18 protein-coding genes, 1 tRNA gene, 1 pseudogene and 1 riboswitch are annotated in these 19,828 nt (G+C 43.7%); of the genes and pseudogenes, 9 read left to right on the forward strand and 11 right to left on the reverse strand.

Translation table 11 applies throughout. From position 1 onward, the window contains the following. The 6 genes and pseudogenes from EWV66_RS07925 to EWV66_RS07950 form a co-directional block, all read left to right on the forward strand. Window positions 1–141 (forward strand): annotated as a pseudogene (locus tag EWV66_RS07925) (DUF3782 domain-containing protein); the annotation flags it as partial. Continuing rightward, window positions 112–270, forward strand: a riboswitch (cobalamin riboswitch). (Overlaps the previous pseudogene by 30 nt.) 57 nt (window positions 271–327) lie before the next feature. Continuing rightward, the gene (gene cobG / locus EWV66_RS07930; RefSeq protein WP_287109187.1) at window positions 328–1,752 is read left to right on the forward strand and encodes a precorrin-3B synthase; all 1,425 of its coding nucleotides are present in this window, start codon (window positions 328–330) and stop codon (window positions 1,750–1,752) included. A gap of 1 nt (window position 1,753) precedes the next feature. After that, entirely contained in the window at window positions 1,754–2,380 is a 627-nt protein-coding gene (locus EWV66_RS07935) for a precorrin-8X methylmutase (protein ID WP_052275471.1), read from the forward strand. Then, a complete protein-coding gene (gene cobI, locus EWV66_RS07940) occupies window positions 2,377–3,081 on the forward strand; it encodes a precorrin-2 C(20)-methyltransferase (RefSeq protein ID WP_052275472.1) in 705 nt (234 codons plus the stop codon). The genes EWV66_RS07935 and cobI overlap by 4 nt, the downstream gene beginning before the upstream one ends. A gap of 334 nt (window positions 3,082–3,415) precedes the next feature. Next, window positions 3,416–5,953 (forward strand): SUMF1/EgtB/PvdO family nonheme iron enzyme, encoded by a 2,538-nt coding sequence (locus EWV66_RS07945; protein WP_287109189.1) that lies wholly within the window; start codon window positions 3,416–3,418, stop codon window positions 5,951–5,953. A 335-nt stretch (window positions 5,954–6,288) separates the two neighbouring features. Next, window positions 6,289–6,528, forward strand: a complete 240-nt coding sequence (locus tag EWV66_RS07950) for a hypothetical protein (protein WP_002750429.1) — start codon at window positions 6,289–6,291, stop codon at window positions 6,526–6,528. 195 nt (window positions 6,529–6,723) lie between these two features. Here the strand turns inward: EWV66_RS07950 and EWV66_RS07955 are convergent, their stop codons facing one another. Both EWV66_RS07955 and EWV66_RS07960 read right to left on the reverse strand, forming a co-directional pair. Beyond that, window positions 6,724–7,056 (reverse strand): DUF5615 family PIN-like protein, encoded by a 333-nt coding sequence (locus EWV66_RS07955; protein ID WP_002736383.1) that lies wholly within the window; start codon window positions 7,054–7,056, stop codon window positions 6,724–6,726. Further along, a complete protein-coding gene (locus tag EWV66_RS07960; RefSeq protein ID WP_002765820.1) occupies window positions 7,046–7,363 on the reverse strand; it encodes a DUF433 domain-containing protein in 318 nt (105 codons plus the stop codon). Before EWV66_RS07960 ends, EWV66_RS07955 begins: the two co-directional genes overlap by 11 nt. A 435-nt stretch (window positions 7,364–7,798) precedes the next feature. Here EWV66_RS07960 and dprA point away from each other — a divergent pair, with 435 nt between their 5' ends. After that, entirely contained in the window at window positions 7,799–8,947 is a 1,149-nt protein-coding gene (dprA, locus tag EWV66_RS07965; protein ID WP_052275474.1) for a DNA-processing protein DprA, read from the forward strand. Between the two features lie 66 nt (window positions 8,948–9,013). Here the strand turns inward: dprA and trxA are convergent, their stop codons facing one another. Further along, window positions 9,014–9,370 (reverse strand): thioredoxin, encoded by a 357-nt coding sequence (gene trxA, locus EWV66_RS07975; RefSeq protein WP_002750414.1) that lies wholly within the window; start codon window positions 9,368–9,370, stop codon window positions 9,014–9,016. A gap of 377 nt (window positions 9,371–9,747) precedes the next feature. On the opposite strand from trxA, the gene EWV66_RS07980 reads away from it, so the two are divergent. Continuing rightward, window positions 9,748–10,953 carry an acetate kinase gene (locus EWV66_RS07980; protein WP_052275475.1) on the forward strand — a complete coding sequence of 402 codons (1,206 nt, stop codon included), beginning with the start codon at window positions 9,748–9,750 and terminating at the stop codon, window positions 10,951–10,953. A 21-nt stretch (window positions 10,954–10,974) separates the two neighbouring features. Here EWV66_RS07980 and EWV66_RS07985 read toward each other — a convergent pair whose 3' ends face one another. From EWV66_RS07985 to EWV66_RS08020, 8 genes are all read right to left on the reverse strand, one after another. After that, complete coding sequence (locus EWV66_RS07985) at window positions 10,975–11,265, reverse strand: type II toxin-antitoxin system RelE/ParE family toxin (protein ID WP_002758582.1); 291 nt, start codon at window positions 11,263–11,265, stop codon at window positions 10,975–10,977. Next, window positions 11,262–11,492: an addiction module protein gene (locus EWV66_RS07990; protein ID WP_002788275.1), complete on the reverse strand. Its 231-nt coding sequence runs from the start codon at window positions 11,490–11,492 to the stop codon at window positions 11,262–11,264. The genes EWV66_RS07985 and EWV66_RS07990 overlap by 4 nt, the downstream gene beginning before the upstream one ends. A 268-nt stretch (window positions 11,493–11,760) precedes the next feature. Then, window positions 11,761–12,930, reverse strand: a complete 1,170-nt coding sequence (locus EWV66_RS07995) for a transposase (protein WP_287109194.1) — start codon at window positions 12,928–12,930, stop codon at window positions 11,761–11,763. Window positions 12,931–13,139: 209 nt separating this feature from the next. After that, the gene (locus tag EWV66_RS08000; RefSeq protein WP_260441355.1) at window positions 13,140–13,601 is read right to left on the reverse strand and encodes a DUF1788 domain-containing protein; all 462 of its coding nucleotides are present in this window, start codon (window positions 13,599–13,601) and stop codon (window positions 13,140–13,142) included. Between the two features lie 541 nt (window positions 13,602–14,142). Further along, window positions 14,143–15,639 carry a serine/threonine-protein kinase gene (locus EWV66_RS08005; RefSeq protein WP_052277602.1) on the reverse strand — a complete coding sequence of 499 codons (1,497 nt, stop codon included), beginning with the start codon at window positions 15,637–15,639 and terminating at the stop codon, window positions 14,143–14,145. A gap of 517 nt (window positions 15,640–16,156) precedes the next feature. Beyond that, a tRNA-Gly gene (locus tag EWV66_RS08010) sits at window positions 16,157–16,228 on the reverse strand. Window positions 16,229–16,238: 10 nt separating this feature from the next. Beyond that, on the reverse strand, window positions 16,239–17,306 hold the full coding sequence (locus EWV66_RS08015) for an acyl-CoA dehydrogenase family protein (RefSeq protein ID WP_002790056.1): 1,068 nt from the start codon (window positions 17,304–17,306) through the stop codon (window positions 16,239–16,241). After that, the gene (locus tag EWV66_RS08020; protein WP_052277603.1) at window positions 17,303–18,349 is read right to left on the reverse strand and encodes a glucokinase; all 1,047 of its coding nucleotides are present in this window, start codon (window positions 18,347–18,349) and stop codon (window positions 17,303–17,305) included. The genes EWV66_RS08015 and EWV66_RS08020 overlap by 4 nt, the downstream gene beginning before the upstream one ends. Window positions 18,350–18,539: 190 nt before the next feature. Between EWV66_RS08020 and ccmP the strand changes: the two genes are divergently transcribed. Then, complete coding sequence (ccmP, locus tag EWV66_RS08025) at window positions 18,540–19,181, forward strand: beta-carboxysome protein CcmP (protein ID WP_002734433.1); 642 nt, start codon at window positions 18,540–18,542, stop codon at window positions 19,179–19,181. Window positions 19,182–19,828: the final 647 nt, after the last annotated feature.

A 19,828-nucleotide genomic window follows, 5' to 3' on the forward strand; every position in this document is an offset into this window, starting at 1 on the left:
GCAGTAGCAGGAATCGAAATCGAAGAAGGAGCAGATAAATATGCCTATCGTCAAGGTTTATTTGTCTTGGCACAAAGGGGTGAAAATGTAGCGATTCTTAACGATACTGAGTTTCAACCAAAAACGTGGTATAATCCTTAAACTTGTCTTTGGGAAAGTCCAGTGCGATTCTGGTACTGTGCCGCAGCTGTAATCAGGTAAAAAGTAAAAAGAGTACATCTTCCCTTTTTCCTTGCGAGTCAGAATACCAATTACAAGCTTTTGATCGGTAGTATAGACAACTAATTTTCTAACTACTTCTCTGCGTCGCATGGAGAACAAACAACGGTGAATTGGTTAGTTAAAGCAAATGCTTGTCCCGGTTTATTTTATGGAACTGCTGCCCAGGATGGGTTTTTAATTCGTCTCCGCACCCCCGGTGGATGGCTCAATTCTCCACAGGGAAAAGCGATCGCCACTTGGCTCGAACAATGGCAGAGTACAATACAAGTTACCAATCGGGCAAATCTGCAAATTCGCGGACTGCAAAAATCCCCCAGTTTAGAAGAATTTCAAACCCTGCAAAAATTAGGGTTAGCTGCCCATAATCCCAGTATCGATCATCTGCGTAATATCATGTCTAGTCCCACGGCTGGAATTGACTGCCAAGAATTGATCGATACTCGTCCATTAGTCCAAGAATTAGATAATTTTATCCAAAATTATCCATCAATTGCCCAACTAAGTCCTAAATTTAGTATCGCGATCGATGGCGGCGGTGCCGTGGGAATTGGCACCAGTTCAACTATGCCCTGGCAACACCGCTATAACGAGATTCAGCTATCAGCAATTGCCCTCAATAATCCGACAAATTTAACTTCTATTGTTTGCTTTCGATTAGCCCTCGCAGGAGATAAACAATTCTATGACACGGACTTATTAATTGAGCCAGAAAACTGTTTAGCTGTAGTCAAAGCTTTAGTAAAAGTTTATCTCGATTATGTTCAACAAACCCCTAATATCAAGGGGAAAAAACCTCGGATGAAACACCTACTCAAAGATTGGGGATTGACAAAATATCTCGAACAAGTTAACTCCCAATTACATCGGAATTATACTGGAATAATAGACTGGCAAGAATGCCAGCAAACTGCCCATTCTACTCAACCCTATTTTCATCTGGGAATTCATCCTCAAAAGCAACCCGGATTGTCTTATATTGGCCTATCATTAAGATTAGGACAATTGACGGCTAATCAACTATGGGGATTAGCGGCACTATCAGAAACTTTTGGCAGTGGTCAGTTACGATTAACCCCTTGGCAGACTGTTATATTACCCGATATTCCCGATGAAAAAGTGTCAGAATTGTTGCCAAAACTGGCATCACTAGGATTATCCGCTTCTCCCGGATGGGATGCGGGGATAGTTGCCTGTAGCGGTAAACCGGGTTGTGCAGCAGCGGCCACTGCAACTCAAATTCATGCTTCTCTCCTAGCAGATTATTTGCAGGAACACTTAACCTGCAATTCTCCTGTTAATATTCACTTGACGGGTTGTGCTAAATGCTGCGCTCAACCGGGTCCAGCCGAAATTACCCTTTTAGGAACTACCATCGAGGAAAATGGCCAAATACTAGAAGCTTATCAAGTCTATATGGGTGATAGTAAAAAATTCTTAGAAACACCTATATTTGAGGGAGAATTTGCCAAGATTACCCCGCTCATAGCCCAAATTTTAAGCTCCCAAAACTCGAAAAATTTAGATGAATAGAATGGAATACATTAAGAATGGTGAGGAAATTTACCGCAAATCTTTTGCTATTATTCGGGCTGAAACTAACTGGAAAAATCTCCCCGATGATTTAGCTCATGTGGCAGTTCGTCTAATTCATTCCTGCGGGATGACAGACATAACAGAAGATTTAGAAGCATCACCAGACGCGGTTAAAATCGGACGAAATGCCCTCGCTGGGGGTGCAGCAATTCTCTGTGATTCTCAAATGGTCGCTAATGGCATTACCAAAGCCCGTTTACCTAAAAATAATCCGATTATTTGTACCCTCAATCATCCAGAAGTAACCGAGTTAGCACGGCAAATTAATAATACCCGCTCCGCTGCCGCTTTAGAACTTTGGCGACCTCATTTAGCTGGAGCAGTGGTAGCCATTGGTAATGCACCAACCGCACTTTTTCACCTACTAGAATTGCTCGATCAAAATGTAGATAAACCGGCTTTGATTTTAGGCTTTCCCGTGGGATTTGTAGGAGCGGCAGAGTCGAAAATAGAATTAGCAACTAATAGTCGTGGCGCGCCATTTATTACCCTACACGGACGTAGGGGAGGCAGCGCAATCGCAGCAGCGGCAGTCAATGCTTTAGCAAAAGAGAACGAATTATGAATAAATTAGGCAAACTTTATGGATTAGGAATCGGGCCTGGCGATCCCGAATTGTTGACGCTAAAAGCACACCGGATTCTCACAACTGTTCCGGTAATTGCCTATCCTACCTTAGAAAGTGGCAAAGTTTTGGCACGGGCAATTGTCTCGGATTTTATCCGTCCCGAGCAGATAGAAATTCCCATGCCTTTACCTTTTAGTGTCGAGCGCAGTTCTCAACCTCATTATGATATTGCCGCCGAAAATATCGCCGAACAGTTAAACTTAGGTCGAGATGTGGCGGTTTTATGTGTGGGCGATCCGATGTTGTATGGCACATTTATGTATATCTTTAATCGCTTGTGCGATCGCTTTTCTATTGAAGTCGTGCCGGGTATTTCTTCAGTGATGGCAAGTGCAGCAATGCTGGGTGTACCTATCACTTATCGAAATGACGTATTTAGTATTATGCCCGCTACTTTAGAGGCGGAAATATTGCGGGATCGCCTAGGATTTATCGATGCAGCAGCGATTATTAAATTAGGCAGACATTTCGCTAAAGTTCGTGATATTCTCCAGGAATTAGGATTATTAGAACGCGCCCTCTACATCGAACGAGCAACCCTACCCAATCAGCAAATTATTCCGATTACCGAAATCGATCCAGAGGCTGTCACCTACTGGTCATTAATTCTGATTCCTAGTAAAACTAAACCCCAATAACTCTATAGACATAGTTAAATCTTCTATCCCCTACCTGACAGAACCCATCGGGTTTAGATGATATGATGAAAATGTCTTTTCTTCATTGCTTTTTTGTTCCACAGGAGGTTATATATCGCGTTTCTCGGATTGATAAGTAGGTAGGCGTTAGAAATTATCAGATGCCCCCCTTATCAAGGGGGGATTAAGGGGGGATCCCCCCGCCTATCGGCACCCCCCTTATCAAGGGGGGCAGGGGGGATCGAACCTAAAATCTATTTTTAATTTAATTATAACCAGCTACTTAAGGTAATCTATTTTATTCTCCGTTCTCTGTCACCTAAAAATAACTACCATGTCCGATTCTCCTGAATCTATCCGCAATACTAGCGTCAGCGATCAAGCGACTAATAATGATGCTCTCGGATTTGAGCCTTATGTAATAGCGATCGCTGAATTTTTGTTGCATGAGCAGACACAACCACCCCTAACTTTATCGGTTGAGGGAGAGTGGGGTAGTGGCAAGTCTTCTTTTATGAAAATGTTGGAGGAATATTTACGAAAAAAAGGAGGTCGGACGGTTTGGTTTAATGCTTGGCGACACGATAAAGCGGAGTCGGTATGGGCAGCTTTTGCGCTGTCTTTTATTAAGCAGATTTCTACGCCCAAAAATTGGCGAGATTTGCCTCGAGTTATTCTAGGACATTTTAAATTACAATTATTGCGTTTTAACTTAGAAAAAGGCTTATTTGAATTAATTAAAGCTTTACCATTAATAATTTTTGTGATTTGTGCCTCAATTGCTATTCCCTTTATTTTAATCGTTTATGGAGTTGAAGGAATTAACGAATTAATCAGAGCAACAACCTCTCAAGATATTTTTTGGAGCAAAATTAATTCAGTTTTTAAATTATTATTTACTGCGGTCGGTGTCACCTTATCAGGAGCGGGGATTTTCGCTGGTATTAAGAGTTTATTGAGAAATTTTCAAAGATTACTCCAAAACCCCAAAAACAACCTAATTAAATACATAGAAGCCCCAGATTATAAAAAACAATCGGCATTTGTAGAAGAATTTCATGAAGATTTTGCTAAAATTGTTGATGCCTATGTTGGCAATGATCGGGTATATGTATTTATTGACGATTTAGATCGTTGTGAACATCCAAAATCAGCGGACTTGATGCAAGCGATTAACTTGATGATTGCCGATGATCCTTCAGTCGTGTTTATTTTAGGAATGGACAGAGAAAAAGTAGCCGCTAGTTTAGCTGTCAAATACGAAAACATTCTCAAGTATTTACCGTCAGAAACCACAGAAATTGATCCTGATATTTTAGCGAGACGTAGTGCTAATAAAGGGTTAGCTTATGGTTATACTTTCATTGAAAAGTTTGTCCAGCTTCCCTTTTTAGTTCCCCAACCATCCCGGTCAGATTTTGAGCGTTTTTTGATTCAGCTTGCTACTTCAACTCCTCCCAATTTACCGCCAGCTAAACCTCGTTTTCCATTTTTTCAGTCATTCTGGGGTAAGTTAGCTTTACCCCAGAGAAATAATTCGCAAAAGCATCTTACTTCCCCAACAAGTAATCAGACAAGTGATTTAAACAAATCGTCTCCAGATAATCCTTCGATAGAATCTGAACAAACCGAAAAAGAGAAAGCACGAGCATCTGTAATTAAGCGATTAGAAGCGATTCAAGTCAACAATTTTGATAAAGATTCCCCAACAGTGCGGAATGTCATTATGATGGTGGCTCCCGCATTGGATTACAATCCGCGACGGATTAAACACTTTATCAATGTCTTTCGTCTCAAGGTTTATATCGCTAATGAAACTGGTTTATTTTTTGAGAAGCGAGACAAGGATGATAATTTGTTAGAGCCTTCTTTGACTTTTGAACAGTTAGGTAAATTTACTGCCATTAGTTTAAAATGGCCATTGTTATTGTCAGATTTGGAAAATGATCAGCAAATTTTAGCAAAATTAGAAAAATTTGCACTAGATGAAGAAAAAACCCAAGAATATGAAGAGTCGATTCGCTATTGGGCTAGTCATACTAAGCTTAAAGCTTTAATGGCTTACGGTCATACAAGATTTGTAACTAACTCTAAATTTAGCTTGGCAGAGGTAAATGTTGATAAGTTATTACAAGTATCACCCAAGATAATTCGGTCAGCTAATCAGCCTATTCAACGAAAACAAATTAGTCAAAATATAAAAATTAGCCAAAATATTACCTCATTGCCTCCAGACTTTCACTTAGAAATGGTGGATATACCCGCCGGTAAATTTAACATGGGTTCTAATGAGTATGAAGATGAAAAACCGATACATGAAGTAATTGTGCCAGCATTTCAGATAGGCAAATATCCCGTCACCCAAGCACAGTATCAAGCAGTGATGGAAAAAGCTAGTTCAAGTTTTTCACGAAATCCCCAGAAACCAGTAAAATCTGTTAGTAAGGATGATGCTGAAGTCTTTTGTAAACAACTGAGCAAGTTAACCGGAAAAAACTACCGTTTGCCTACAGAAGCAGAATGGGAATATGCCTGTCGCGCTGGCACAGAAACCCGATTTAGTTTTGGCGATGATGAAAGTCAACTAGGAGATTATGCCTGGTTTAATGGTAATTCAAATGGTACGACCCATCCTGTTGGGGAAAAGCGACCTAATCCCTGGGGAATCTATGATATGCACGGCAATGTTTGGGAATGGTGTGTTAATAAATGGACTGGACATTATGATATTGCATGGAATAGTTATAAAGCATCATCACTTCGTGGCGGAGCTTGTGACTCCTATCCCGGACTTTGCCGTTCCGCGTATCGCGGCGACATGGATGTTCTCGGCTACGGACACGGGTTTCGGGTTGTGTGCGATCTCTCCTAATCAGTTAACAGTTAACTTTTATCAGTTGGGAGCCACCATTGGCGCAATAATATTATTGTAGGGGCCAATTGCATTCGCCCTCTTTGAATAACTTCTGCTGCTCACCTATAGGTGAGGGAAAGTCACAAATAGGAGATGCAGCCGATAATTTTCTGGAAATATAGTCTTTAAACCCTTGTCTGGCAAAACTACAAGGAATGATAAGCAATGATTATCACACAAAGTCGAGGAGAGCCATAGGGGGAGCCTGAGAATAGCGATCGCTGTAGTTAGCCATCACCGCTTTTTATGGTTACTTTAATGTTAGAATCGAATCACTTCTTTTAGGTTTTGCTATGCGTGCGATTGAAACCACTGGTATCCTCAATACTCAAGGACAAATTCAACTTGATCATCCTATTCCCCAAGAAAAAGATCGGTTTGTGCGCGTCATTCTTTTGATGTCGGAGGATGAACTGAACGAAAAAAACTGGCTAGATGCCGTTTCCCATAACCCTAGCTTTGCTTTTCTGCAAGATCCCGAAGAAGATATTTATACTCTTAACGATGGACAACCTGTAACTAATGAAGGGTAAAATTGTATTAATTCAATTTCCCTTCGACGATTTATCTTCCAGTAAGGTTCGTCCTGCTTATTGCTTAACCAATCAAATTGGAGGCTATCAACATAACCCATGCCGCACAGGATTGTAATGAATATAATCACAGTGTAAAGATTCAATCTTGTAAATTGCGTTACCCAACGTACCTTTTTTTCTGAATTATGATTTTTATAAAAACTCAACATTTTTATACATATAATCAGGCTCTAAACATTCCCAAATTAAAACTAAATCACTAATAATTTTGCCAATAGATTGACGTTGATGTGAATAAATAATCCCCCAATGCTCTAATCCCATTGAAGACAAAACCAGAAAATCATCATCAAAAGTAAAAATGACTCGGCCTTGCGATAAAGCATATGCTAATTGTTCCTCATCGGAAGACCCCATCAGTCCTTTTTCTGGAGAAGTTGTAACATCAATCCCTCGCATTCTTAAACCTTTAGCGATCGCATTAGAGACGCTTTCATCTAGGTGAAACTTAAGCTTATTGGCCATTATTTCCCTTTAAAAGTTTTTCGACCAATGAAGGTTTATCCCCTTGTAACTGTTTAGCAAAATTTTCGCTGGATTCAATATCTTGGCGAATTTCTTCTCGATGCTCATGGTAATAAGCTAAAGCTGCATAAACATCAGCTAAAGTAATCGTTGGATAATTATAAACAATTTCATCAGGACACATCGCCATTCTTTCATGCCAAATAACAATGTCTTGTACCTTAATCCGATGTCCAGCAATACGAGGTTTACCGCCACAAACACCAGGTGTTACTTCAATATGCTGTTTAAGCACTAAGGATGACATAATAACTCATTTACTCTACTTCTAGATATCATAGCATTTTTCTTGAAAAAACGCAACCACCGATCTTTTAGGATACGTTGCCTAACGTGCCTTTTAATGTGAAACATTTTATACATTTTCATATTATTATCCGTTACGCTATGCTAACATATTCTACCGTTACTGCTACAATTGGCTCCAAAGACCACTATAACCAACTAAAACTATGACTCCAGCTACTTTTGCAGAAATACTAGAAGCAACCGAACAACTTACCCCAGAAGATCAAGAACAACTTATTCACCTGTTAAAAAAGTGAAAGACATGGGCGAGGCTCAACAATACCTCAAGAACTAATGGAAAGTATTCCGGCATGATTAAAATAAATTAAGGTCATCTGGCCGCAGTCAGTTTTAACCGACTGAAAATATTACTTGGTTTGAGGAGCTTTTTAAATTGACAGACGAGCGCGTTTATTGGTTAGCATGGTCAAGTATTGCTGGAGTTGGGGCAATTTCCCTGAAGCGACTCTATCAGCATTTCGGCAGTGTCGCTGTGGCCTGGAATGCCACCGATTCTGCGATCGCAGAAGTGGCGGGATTTGGCAAAAAGTTAATGGTAGCGGTACGGGAAGGGCGATCGCAAATTGACCCAGAAGCTCTTTTCGCCGAACATATCCAGAAAAATCCCCTTTTTTGGACTCCTAGCGACCCAGAATATCCCCGATTTCTCTGGGAAATTCCCAGTCCTCCCCCCTTACTTTACTATCAAGGAAAGGTCAATTTAGAGGAAAATCAGGGAAATATCCCCACCGTCGCCATTGTGGGTACTCGTAACCCCACGGATCACGGCCGGCGCTGGGCGCGGCGCTTAAGTACCCTTTTGGCCCAACAGGGATTTACTATTGTTTCTGGTATGGCCGAAGGAATTGATGGCGAGGCACACCAAAGCTGTTTAAAAGCAGGGGGAAGGACGATTGCCGTCTTGGGAACGGGGGTCGATGTGGTTTATCCTAGTCGTCATCGGCAGCTACACGCCGACATCCAAAAGCAGGGTTTAGTCATTAGTGAACATCCCGCCGCAACTCAACCGAATAAAGCCCATTTTCCCAGTCGTAATCGCATTATCGCCGGTTTAAGTCGCGCCACGATTGTTATCGAGGCCCCCGAAAGGTCTGGCTCCCTGATCACGGCCAGTTATGCTAACGAATTCGGCGGCGATATCTATGCTTTACCCAATTCTCCCGATATTGCCACCGCTAGGGGTTGTTTACAACTGATTCATCAGGGAGCGGAAATTATCGTTTCTGAGGAGAAATTACTACAAATGTTGGGGGCAATTCCCACCGCGAACCAATCCGCACCGGTTAATCTCTCCCCTTCACTCCCTCTAGAGACATCCCCAGTCGTTAATGCTGCTCCTCCAGTCAATCTAGAACCTAGACTAGCACAAGTGTATCAGTTATTTGACAGAGATGCCCTGTTGTTTGACATTATTGTTCAAAAAATGCAAATCCCCACCTCAGAAGTGGCGGGGATCCTATTGGAATTAGAATTAATGGGTCTAGTGACTCAGTTACCCGGTATGCGTTACCAGAAAACCTAGTCAACCCCCAAATGCTTATTTAGGGTATTAGCTAAAGTAGTTTTCGGTGCAGCCCCAACCACCAGATCAACTTTTTGAGCCCTTTTGCGGATCATCAGATTCCAGGTGTTTAGTTAAGGTATTGGCTAAAGTGGTTTTAGGTACAGCCCCGACCACCATATCGACTTTTTGACCTCCTTTGAAGATCATCAGAGTAGGAATACTGCGAATCCCGTACTGACTAGCGATATTGGGGTTTTCGTCGGTGTTGAGTTTCACCACCTTGACTTCCCCTTCGAACTGTTTGGCAATTTCCTCGACAACGGGAGCCACCATTCGACAAGGGCCGCACCAAGGAGCCCAGAAATCCACTAGGACAGGGTCGGCACTATCTAAAACTTCGTCTTTAAAGGTGGCATCTGTAACGGCAGTAACCTCTGACATACTTAAGAAATCCTCTAGTAATCACGGTTATCTAGAATACGCAAAAATTCCGTTCTAGAGATTCGTGGTGCGATGTTGACATTCCACTGGTGAAAAGGACGAGAACTAGCTCTAAATCCACTTTAGAGGCCTTAACTTGCATCAGAGGTAGCTTCTTGGATCAATTTCACAAGGGGCATTCTTGTATTTTATAACCCTAGAGGCTCTATTTTGACTTTTTTTTGATAAAGTTTTGTAATATTGCCCGAGTCAAGCATGGGTGATGACAGCCGGATAAAATTTTCTTGAAGAAAAACCCGAAAAGTCAGCGATTTTATCTAGGCTTAACCTGAGTTTGATTATGATCGGCATAGCCCACTTCCTAATTGAGCTTTTTTATGAAAATTCTGGTCTTAAATGCGGGATCGAGCAGTCAAAAAAGTTGTTTATACGATTTAGATTTTTTCCCCTCCCATCCTCCCCAACCAATTTGGGCAGCGGGAATCGATTGGACGGTTAACCCTGATTACGGGGTTTTAACGGTAAAAGCCAAGGGAATTAAACAGGAAATTAATCTTTCTAGTCAGGATCGTCCGGCGGCAATTGCTCGGATGTTAGAGACTTTAGTCACTGGCGAAACTAAGGTGGTGGCCAACCTCGCAGACATTAGTATAGTTGGTCATCGAGTTGTCCATGGTGGCACGGAATATTCCCAAGCAACTATGATCACTCCCCCAGTCAAAGAAACGATTAAAAAGCTGATCCCCCTTGCTCCTAGCCATAATCCCGCTCATTTAGAAGGAATTGAAGCGATCGAGCAAGTTTTAGGCGATGTTCCTCAAATAGCAGTGTTTGACACCGCTTTTCATCGTTCTATCCCTCCCGAGTCTTCTCTTTATCCCATTCCCTACCAATGGAGTGAACTGGGAATCCGTCGCTATGGTTTTCATGGCACCAGTCATCAGTACTGCTCCCAACGGGCCGCCGAATTGTTGGGAAAACCCCTAGAATCCTTGAAAATGGTCATCTGTCATCTGGGTAATGGTGCTTCCCTATCGGCAGTCAAGGGGGGTAAAAGTGTCGATACTACTATGGGATTTACTCCCCTAGAGGGATTGATGATGGGAACCCGCAGCGGTTCGATCGATCCAGGGATTCTGATTTATCTAGAGCGAGAATATCAATATAATCCCGATAGTTTAAATAGTTTACTCAATAAAGAATCGGGTTTAAAGGGAATTTCGGGTATTTCTGGGGATATGCGGGCAATTACCACGGCGATAGACGAAGGCAACGAGAGGGCAAAATTAGCATTTGAGATGTATATTCATCGTCTGAAAAGTTTAATCGGATCGATGATCGCTTCTCTAGAGGGGTTAGATGTCTTGGTATTTACGGCAGGAATCGGCGAAAATTCAGCTTTAGTGCGGGAAAAAGCCAGTCAAGGCTGGTCTTTTTTGGGTTTAGAGTTAGATTTGGCTAAAAATGCCGCTCGTCCCCGGGATGAGGATATCGCCACCGACACATCTAAAGTAAAAGTGATGGTAATTGCCACGGCGGAAGATTGGGCGATCGCAAGAGAATGCTGGCATTTCTTTCAATAGTTAGGCAGATGGCAACTTCAATTACTTGCGATTTTTCCAGTATCCAGGCTCACGACTGCAATGCATGACTGCCAAAATCAGAATGTAGTCTTGCTCAATTGTGTAGAGAACACCGTAAGGAAACTTACGCGCCATACACCGCCGAACATCTTCATCAATTGCAGCGTAACGGGTTGGAGACTCCCTGATCCGATAAACTGTATCCTCGATCGCGTTTATGAACGCTTGAGCAACCTCAACTCTCTGCTCTGTGTAGTATTGAACTGCTTCAGCGTATTCATTCAGCGCTTCAGGATGAAATACGTACCTCATGGCTCAATCAGCCGTCTGACTTGGGCTAAAGCGTCTTCGCCTGGAATTGCTTGAATAGAACCATCTCGCACCTCATCTCTTCGGCGCTTGGCTTCAGTTACCCAAACTGCCTGAATTGCTGAGTCGGTATCGAATTCCAAGCTTTCCACCAACTTGTCTGCTAGGAATGCTCTTGATTCGCTAGGCAGCGACAATATTTCCTCAGTCAGTTGCTCAATTGATCGCATAGTCCCCATCCCTCGCAGAAGGCTCAATCCTGAATGAATTGTATCAAACTTTGACATGAGACGAATTTGAGGAAGCAATCGTCCACCTCAGATCCCACATTATACGGCTTGGTTAGTTGCTCGAAACATTTCGCACCTCTTCGACTAATTTATGCACCTCTACTCCTGAAAAGTGCCTTTGCCCACAACCATTCCACAAGTTCTCAAATTGCTCTCTAAAATGTTTATACCCTGAGTGCCTGACACATCTTGTGTCAGGGGTAGCAGGTCAAGGACGACAGAGCAAAGAGTGAACACGGGAAAACCATATTCGGTCATAGTAATCGGAGAGAGCGTTCTTAGAAGAGAAACAGGGTTCTGGGTCAGAGTGGAACAAAGGGATAGGAGAAAGCAAAGAGCGGCCCTTGTGGACAACGCCCTGGAGCCAACGAAGACCAATTTTGAGATAGCTGAGACCCCGCGTCCAATGGGGGTCAACCTGAGAGCGAAGACCATTGAGTTGAACGGCCATACCGTGAGTAGTGGCATAAAGAAGAGCAAGGGCTGCGACCAAATACAGACGGGTCAAAGCAGGAGCAGAACGGATAGCGGAGTCTTCAAGTTGAAAAGCACCGGATTTTGAATCTAAAAATAACTCCTCGACCCGAAAGCGCAAGGCGTACTGCCATAAAGTGTTCAGAGAGGGGGTTTCGTCAGTAATGACAGCCCAAGGTTCTTTGACTCCCGTGACCCTTGCCAGAACAAGATTGCATCGATAGATGCCGTCTGTCCACAGACCGACCTGATCGTAAAGAATGGCTTCTCCTTTGGCAGGCCAGAGATATTTGACTTCGATAGGATGTCGCCGAACCCCATGGACCAGAACGTCGCCAGGTAAACGTAAGCAGTAATGCCATCCACTGACTTGCAGCCAACTGAGCAAACCATGATTGGCAAACCCTCGGTCGGCTAAGAGCATGACATCGGGATAATCCTTCAACAATCGCTGAGCATCGCGCAGCATCGGTTTGTAGGTGTTCACTGCGACGGTGGCACTCGGATGGTCTAGCACTCGCCATAACAGGGGGACTGCACGACCGCAACAGACTATCGACAGATGAATCATACAATAGCGATTCCACAATACAGTTGTATCTAATGCCAAGTAAAGTCGATGGCCTTTCCAGCTACTGATGGCGGCTAGCACCAGAGGAATATACAGGGATTTGACCCGAATTCGATGATTGCCCATAAATCTCTGCCATCTGCGTTCGGTGCTTTGTGCCTGTGTTGCACGACTAGGGACGTAGGACTCCCACATTGGCAGGCTTAATTTCCCGCTAGAGATTACTGCTGTGACCATCCAGGCTAATGCCTTGAGGTGTCGCAGGTCTCGCCATTGGCTGTGTTGACACAGTAAAGAAAGTAGTTGAGCATAGAGACTGGTAGTGGTTGACATGGGAGGTTCGCTGATGTTCTGTTAATCTCAGCATTCCATATCCTGCTACCTTTTTCTCTTTCCACGCTATTTCAAGGGTTTCCGACACTTGTGTCAGGCACTCAGCGTGCAGACTCGCCTCATCATTGGCATCCGCTTTGATTACCCCTTCCATAGGACGACTAACTTGTTTCTCAAAAATTCTACTTAACTGCATAATTAGTTCTCCCTTAAACTTGGTACTCGTAAATGTTAAAAGCTCGATAATATTTGTCATCTCGTAAGAGTCCAAATAAATTGAGAGAGGCTCCCGACTCTAGGGAATAGGTGTAGGCCCCCGGAAAAAACATTACCGTCGGTTGGTTGTTGTTCGTGGTTTGGAGGTTATTAAGAACATTATGGGAACGAATATAGGGAAAAATTTGACCAACACCCCATAAAAACAAGACATCAAACGGATTTTCGGCAATTTTTTCGCCTAGGGCTGGAATTAAATGACTCTCCGAATCTAACACATTTTGTAAAAGCTCTTTCAGTTCCCCTTTAGATATGGAGGATTCTATATCGAGAATTTGCTCAAATATCTGCCGTTCCCTCAATAATTCAAGACAGAGATCATAAAGATTGATCTCTAATATGCGAATCCCTTTTTGATGCAACTGACTAACCAGTTGCTTTTGCAGACGTTCCATTTCAACACTGTCTTGAGGTGGGTAAGGACAGATAAAAAAAGGAACTTCATTGCCAATTCCCTGTTTTTTGGCTCTTCTGGTTTCTGTGTGTAAACGAGGTCTATACTGATAGTTTCTTCTTTCAAAATAGTCCTAAAAGTCTTGCCCAGTAAGCATTTAACCTTAAATAAGCAAAAATTATCACACAAAGTCGAGAAGAGCCGTTTTTTGAGAAATCGCTCTGCTGACAGGACCGATAATAAATATTCAAATCTTTGGTTGATTGCTATTGTTTCAAGAGAAGACATCCAAATTTCGCCCATCTTGTCAATAATATTAGTATGCCCATTTTATCTGAATAAGAGTCAAAATCGGCTCTCTTATTCTTTGTGTGATCTCGCGTAGCGAGCGCGTTGCGACCAGTTTAACTTACTATAGAAGCGATCAATCTTTGTGTCCTCTGTGTCTGGAGTGGTTCCTTCCACCCCCTCGCTAGGAGGAATGTATCTTAGAATAAATTTTACCCACCAAATCCAAGAGAACCAAAATGCTGGCTTGCTGCCTACAATTTCAGGTGATTCAGGGCTAAATTCCGTTGTTGGAGAGCTAATTGATGGCTAGGCTCTAGTTGTAGGGTTTGGTTAAAGGAAACCACTGCTTCCGAGAAACATTTTAACTTGTAGAGACAACAACCCCGTTGATACCATGCCTCAGCCTTTTGGGGTTGTAACTGTAAAGCCTTATTATAAGCTGCGACCGCTTCACTGAGTCGTTCTAATTCCCGTAAAGCTTCGCCTTTGCTAAACCAAACATTAGCATCGGATTTAATGGCCAGGGCCTGATTATAAGCCGCTAGACCTTCCGCATAATGTTGCATCCGACAGAAAATCATGCCCTTGTAATGCCATGCTTCCAGATAATCTGGCTGCAGTTGAATCGCCTTATCCCAAGATGCGATCGCATCACTGATTTGTCGTAAATTAGCTAAAGCGATGCCGCGATAAAACCAAGCCCGAGCATTATTAGTCTCTAATTGAATTACCTGATTAAAAGACCCTAAAGCTTCGGGAAAACGCCCCAATCGTTGCAAGGCCAGACCGCGATTATACCAAGCATTGACAAAATTGGGCTTTTTCCGCAGGGACTGCTGATACAATTGAACTGCTTCGCGATTCTCCCCCAAATCGAGGTGGGCATTACCGCGATAAAACCAATCCTCTGCTGAAATTTCCCGCACTAAAGCTTGTTGTTGACGCAATTGCCTTAAATCTTTTATGGCATCTAAAACTTCTACTGCCGAGGGAAAGCGTTGACGCCAGTCATAACGGGTCATTTTATCGATAATAACTGCTAGATCGTCTCTAACATCGGCATGATTGCGCCAAGCGATTTCTCCGGTTTCGGCATCTTCGGGAAATTGCATCGGTTTGAGACCGGTTAAGGCTTGAATAGCGATGATTCCCACGGCATAGACATCGCTAGACAATCGCGGTTTATTTTGCGCCTGTTCACTAGGCATATAACCAGGGGTGCCAATCCCAATGGACACACTGCTCTGTTTTGCTTTTAGCCATTGAGTCCCCACTTGTTTGACTCCGCCAAAGTCGATTAAAACTAGCTTGCCCTCTTGGCGACGGATAATATTATCGGGTTTAATATCTCGGTGAATAATGTTATTTTGATGGACAAAAGCGAGAACTTCCAAGATATCCTTTAATAACTGAATTACCTGACTCTCTTCTAAACGCTTACCCTTAGAGATTTCCTGACTAAGATCGTGACCATCGATAAATTCTTGAACGAGATAAAAAGACTTCTTTTCCTGAAAACTGGCGAAAAATTGCGGTATTTGAGGATGATGGCCGAGTTTTTCTAAAGCTCTGGCCTCACTCTCAAATAATCCTATAGTAATTTCGTTAACCACTTGGGGGATTAACTGTTTGACCACACATTGAGGACGGCCGGGGCGATAGTTATCTTGGGCTAAAAAAGTTTGACCGAAAGCCCCTTGACTTAGAGGTTTAATAACTTGGTAACGTCCCCCGATAATTAGTTTCATGGTAGCGATAGCATTATCTTTGCCCTAGAGCAGCTTGATGGGACGGTTAACAGCCAAAGGGGTTAACTTGACCAAGCCCATCTTGCCAGTTAATTGATATATTACCAAAAAATTGGGTTTAAAGCCTCGCCCTTTTAGGGCGACTTGATCTGATGTATGATACTAAGAATAGGGGGCCGGGTAAGCAACCGCTTAAAAAACCCAGTCATCAACCGATGAACGCACCTGGAAAACTAGAGTTATGGGGTTCTATAGGGGAATGCTCCTATAGGTAAAAATTCTCAGCACCAAGTACCAAAGAAACCAATTATTTTAGAGGTTTTGAACTGTATCGTAGGGCATACGAAAACAGGCTTCTGTAAGGGAGCGAAAGTCTGAGGAGAGAACCACCTCTGGGTAGGATTTCGCCAGGAATCTAATTCAAGTGGACTCGTTGAGCCATAAATTCACAGCAGTGATGCTAGAAGAATCCACGTCCGTTTACGGCGTGGGGTATGTCAAATCAATTGTCGTCAGAAGCGGGTAACGCGACTCGAACGCGCGACATTCACCTTGGGAAGGTGACGTTCTACCACTGAACTATACCCGCAAAAGTCTCCCTAATCATAGCATTGACCCCCCAGCCAGAGCAACTGCCCTAGGCTATTTTCCATCACCGCGCTGGTTTGTCCAGAAACGCTAAACTGTAAAGCTTCCCGATAGACTCGCCCCGCCGGATGATCAATAATATTCGCCGCCCCACCGGAGGCAATCACTGCCCCTTGAGCGCATTGTAGAGCCAAATTAATCGCCCGACCGCGCCAGTGCAATTTCTCGGCAAAACTGGCCTGGTGGGAATTTAACATTTTTTCTTGACAGGACAGTAGGGCCTTTTCTAGCTGTTGATGGGCATTTTTTAGGCTTTCTAGCCCTTTTTGTCGATAAACCGCAAAAATAACATCTAAGCCCGCCCAAGCACAGCCAAGGGCATGAAAACCATGATGGAGAACATTTTTTTGATCGCTGGCCTCGATCGCCGCCGCTGGTTGTAAACTAACAATAAAATCCCTTGACAAAAAGTAGTCTTGTATGGTAAGGCTCACCGTATTAGTCCCACTCATCGATAATAATTTCATCGGGGGACTGCATTGCAGACCGGGGAGAGCTTGCAGCGGTAAAAGACCGTACAGCGATCGCCCGTCCAGGAGGGTCGCCCCGATGATAAAATCTTCAAAAAAGCCCCATCCCGTCACCCAGGGGACCTGTCCACAGAGTTGATAGCCGCCGGTCACGGGAAACGCTTTCATCATTGGTTCCCCCGGACGACGTAGTTGCGAAAACCCCACCCCCACTAGCTTTTCGCCCCGGGCCATTTTGGGGAGATAAAGCTTTTTCAGGTCTTGGTTGCTGCTGGTGGCTAATTGATTAGCGGCGCTTTGGTGTTGGGTTTGCAGAAAAGTTAAAGCGCCGGAATAACGAGCGCCGAGGATTTGGAATTGTTGATAGGTGCGTTCCTCCCATCCCGCCCCCCCCCATTCTTTGGGAACACGCAAAGCTAACAAACAGCGCTCGCCCATACCCTGTAAAGCTGATTGTAGGGCGATCGGGTTGTGATCAATCCGGGCCGCTTGCGGGGCGATCCTATTCTGAAAATAATCCCTAGCCATCTCCAGTAAACCATCGCTCATAGCTGACTAGCGCAGGAAACTGCCCCCATTAGTCCCACTTGGGCATTAAGGACGATATGAACGGGAATATTGCTTAATAGCTCCCTCATCCGACCTTTAGCCCGAAAAGCCTTCATAAAGCTACCCTCAGTCATTAGAGGAAGATTTTTGGCCGCAATCCCTCCCGCTATGTATAATCCTCCGTAGGGAAGCAACTTGAGGGCTAAATTGCCCGCTTCCGCACCGTAGGCCTCGACAAAGATTTTCATGGTTTGATAACAGAGATCATCCAAGTCATCTTGGGCAAAACTGGCAATTTTAGCCGCTAAATCGACGGTTTTTTGCGGTTTACCCATTTCTTCTAACCAAGTGCGGTAAATTTCCGCCATGGCTGGTGATGACTGACTATAGTTACTATCGTGGAGAAATCGATAGATAGAAGTGATTCCAGGACCAGAAACCACTCGCTCCACCGAAAGGCGCTCGATATTATAGAGATCCAAGAGATAATTTAATAGTTGATATTCTAAACTCGAGCGAGGGGCAAAATCGGCGTGGGAACCCTCACTAGCAAACACCCGATATTTACCCTTCGACACAGGAATCAAAAAACCCTCTCCTAACCCCGTTCCCGCACCAATAACCGCAATCGGGGCCTCTGGTACTGCGGGGGCCGACTGTAGATTGTGCAGCTCCTCTGGGGCTAATCCTAACACCCCATAACCGATCGCCGCAAAATCATTAATTAATTTTACTCGCTCAATCTGCAGCTCCTGGCTTAGGCGATCGCCAGTGAGAGACCAACTTAAATTAGTCAATTCGGAACTATTGTTAACCACAGGACCGGCAATACCGAAACAAGCTTTTTCCACCGGGGGAATAGTGGTTTGTCGGGCCAAAAACTGCTGGACGATCGGCACCAGATCGGGGTATTGTTCACTAGGATAAATTTCTTGATCGAGAGTAGTTAGCAGGGGTTGGGGACTATCTGGTGAGTTTTGGCAATCCACTAAACGCAGGATTGTTTTAGTTCCCCCGATATCTCCCCCTAAAAGAATCGTCATGCTGGTTGTCCCTGAGTTTGTCCCCATAATTATAGTTTTTTTACCGCTTCTCCCCAGCAAATTTAAGGGCAGTCAATTCTATACTATAGTGAAAGATGGTAATGCCTAAGCCCTAATTAAGGATTGATTAATCATCGCTCCGGGGTTGCAATGGGGATTTGCTAGAGGACAGAAAGAGGGAGAAATTAGCTTGGGTGTAGAACTTCGCAGTTACGTTTATCTTGACAATCTACAGCTTCAACACGCTGCTTACATCGGTACAGTCGCCCAAGGATTTTTACCCTTACCCGGGGATGCTTCCCTCTGGATTGAAATTTCCCCCGGTATCGAGATTAATCGCATCACCGATATTGCCCTCAAATCCGCCGTGGTTCGTCCGGGGGTTCTATTCGTAGAACGACTCTATGGACTGCTAGAACTCCATTCTAGCAGTCAGGGAGAGGTGAGGGCGGCCGGTCAGGCAATTTTGCAGTATTTAGGCGTTAGTCAGCGCGATTGTCTGAAACCGCAAATTGTTTCTAGCCAAATTATTCGCAACATTGACGCTTACCAAGCCCAATTAATTAACCGGAGTTCTCGGGGTATGATGTTAATGGCGGGACAGACTTTGTACGTTTTAGAAGTGCAACCTGCTGCCTACGCTTCCCTAGCCGCTAATCAGGCCGAAAAAGCTGCTTTAATTAATATCCTACACGTTACTTCCGTGGGCAGTTTTGGCCGCTTATATTTAGGGGGAGAAGAACGAGATATTATGGCCGGTTCCAGGGCGGCAGTTTCAGCTTTAGAAAATATTCAAGGTCGAGCTTTTCCCGGTAGCGACAAAAAAGAATAAGCTAACAAAGGCCGGAGGCAAAAGGCAAGAGGTGGTTAGATATGTATAATGGCTCTTCGGTTTGTGTTATGCAATGGACGGGGGTTATAAGGGATGGAACCCTTATAGAGAAAGGCATTTAGCGATTTTTGTCAATTGTTTTTGCTCTAGAGCGAACTAATCAATTAAACAAGTAACGAAGAGCCTGTATAATTAGGGCTTGCTGAATAAATGTGAAATGTAGGCAAGGTAAGGGTTTTATGGCTTTTCTCGCGAAACAGGTGCAAGATTTTGAGAGAATCGTCGTTAAAAACCTTGCGTCTTCATCAGCCCGAGTCCTGTAGGGGCGAAGCATTCGGGCAATAACCTATCGGTGAAACCGGAGATTTTCTATCCGAATGCTTCGCCCGTACTTTTTGCCGCAAACCCTAATTAATTGTGTCTAGCTACTTACTAAATCCCGTTTAAAAGGTATAGGATAGTGGGGAGTGGGAAGAAGGGAGAGGAAGTTTGAGCATTTGTACTAAATAGCTAAAAAAGGAATTTCGCCCTGAGAGGGGGACAAGCGAGCTAGAAGGTAGATAGGGCAAGCGATATCGCTCTTTGTCCTTTGATGTAATCCTTCAACCGATAGCGGCTAATTTGCATTAGCTCTTCTATATTTTTTG

The sequence above is a fragment of the Microcystis sp. M_OC_Ca_00000000_C217Col genome, assembly GCF_007095585.1.
Taxonomy (GTDB): Bacteria; Cyanobacteriota; Cyanobacteriia; order Cyanobacteriales; family Microcystaceae; genus Microcystis; species Microcystis panniformis.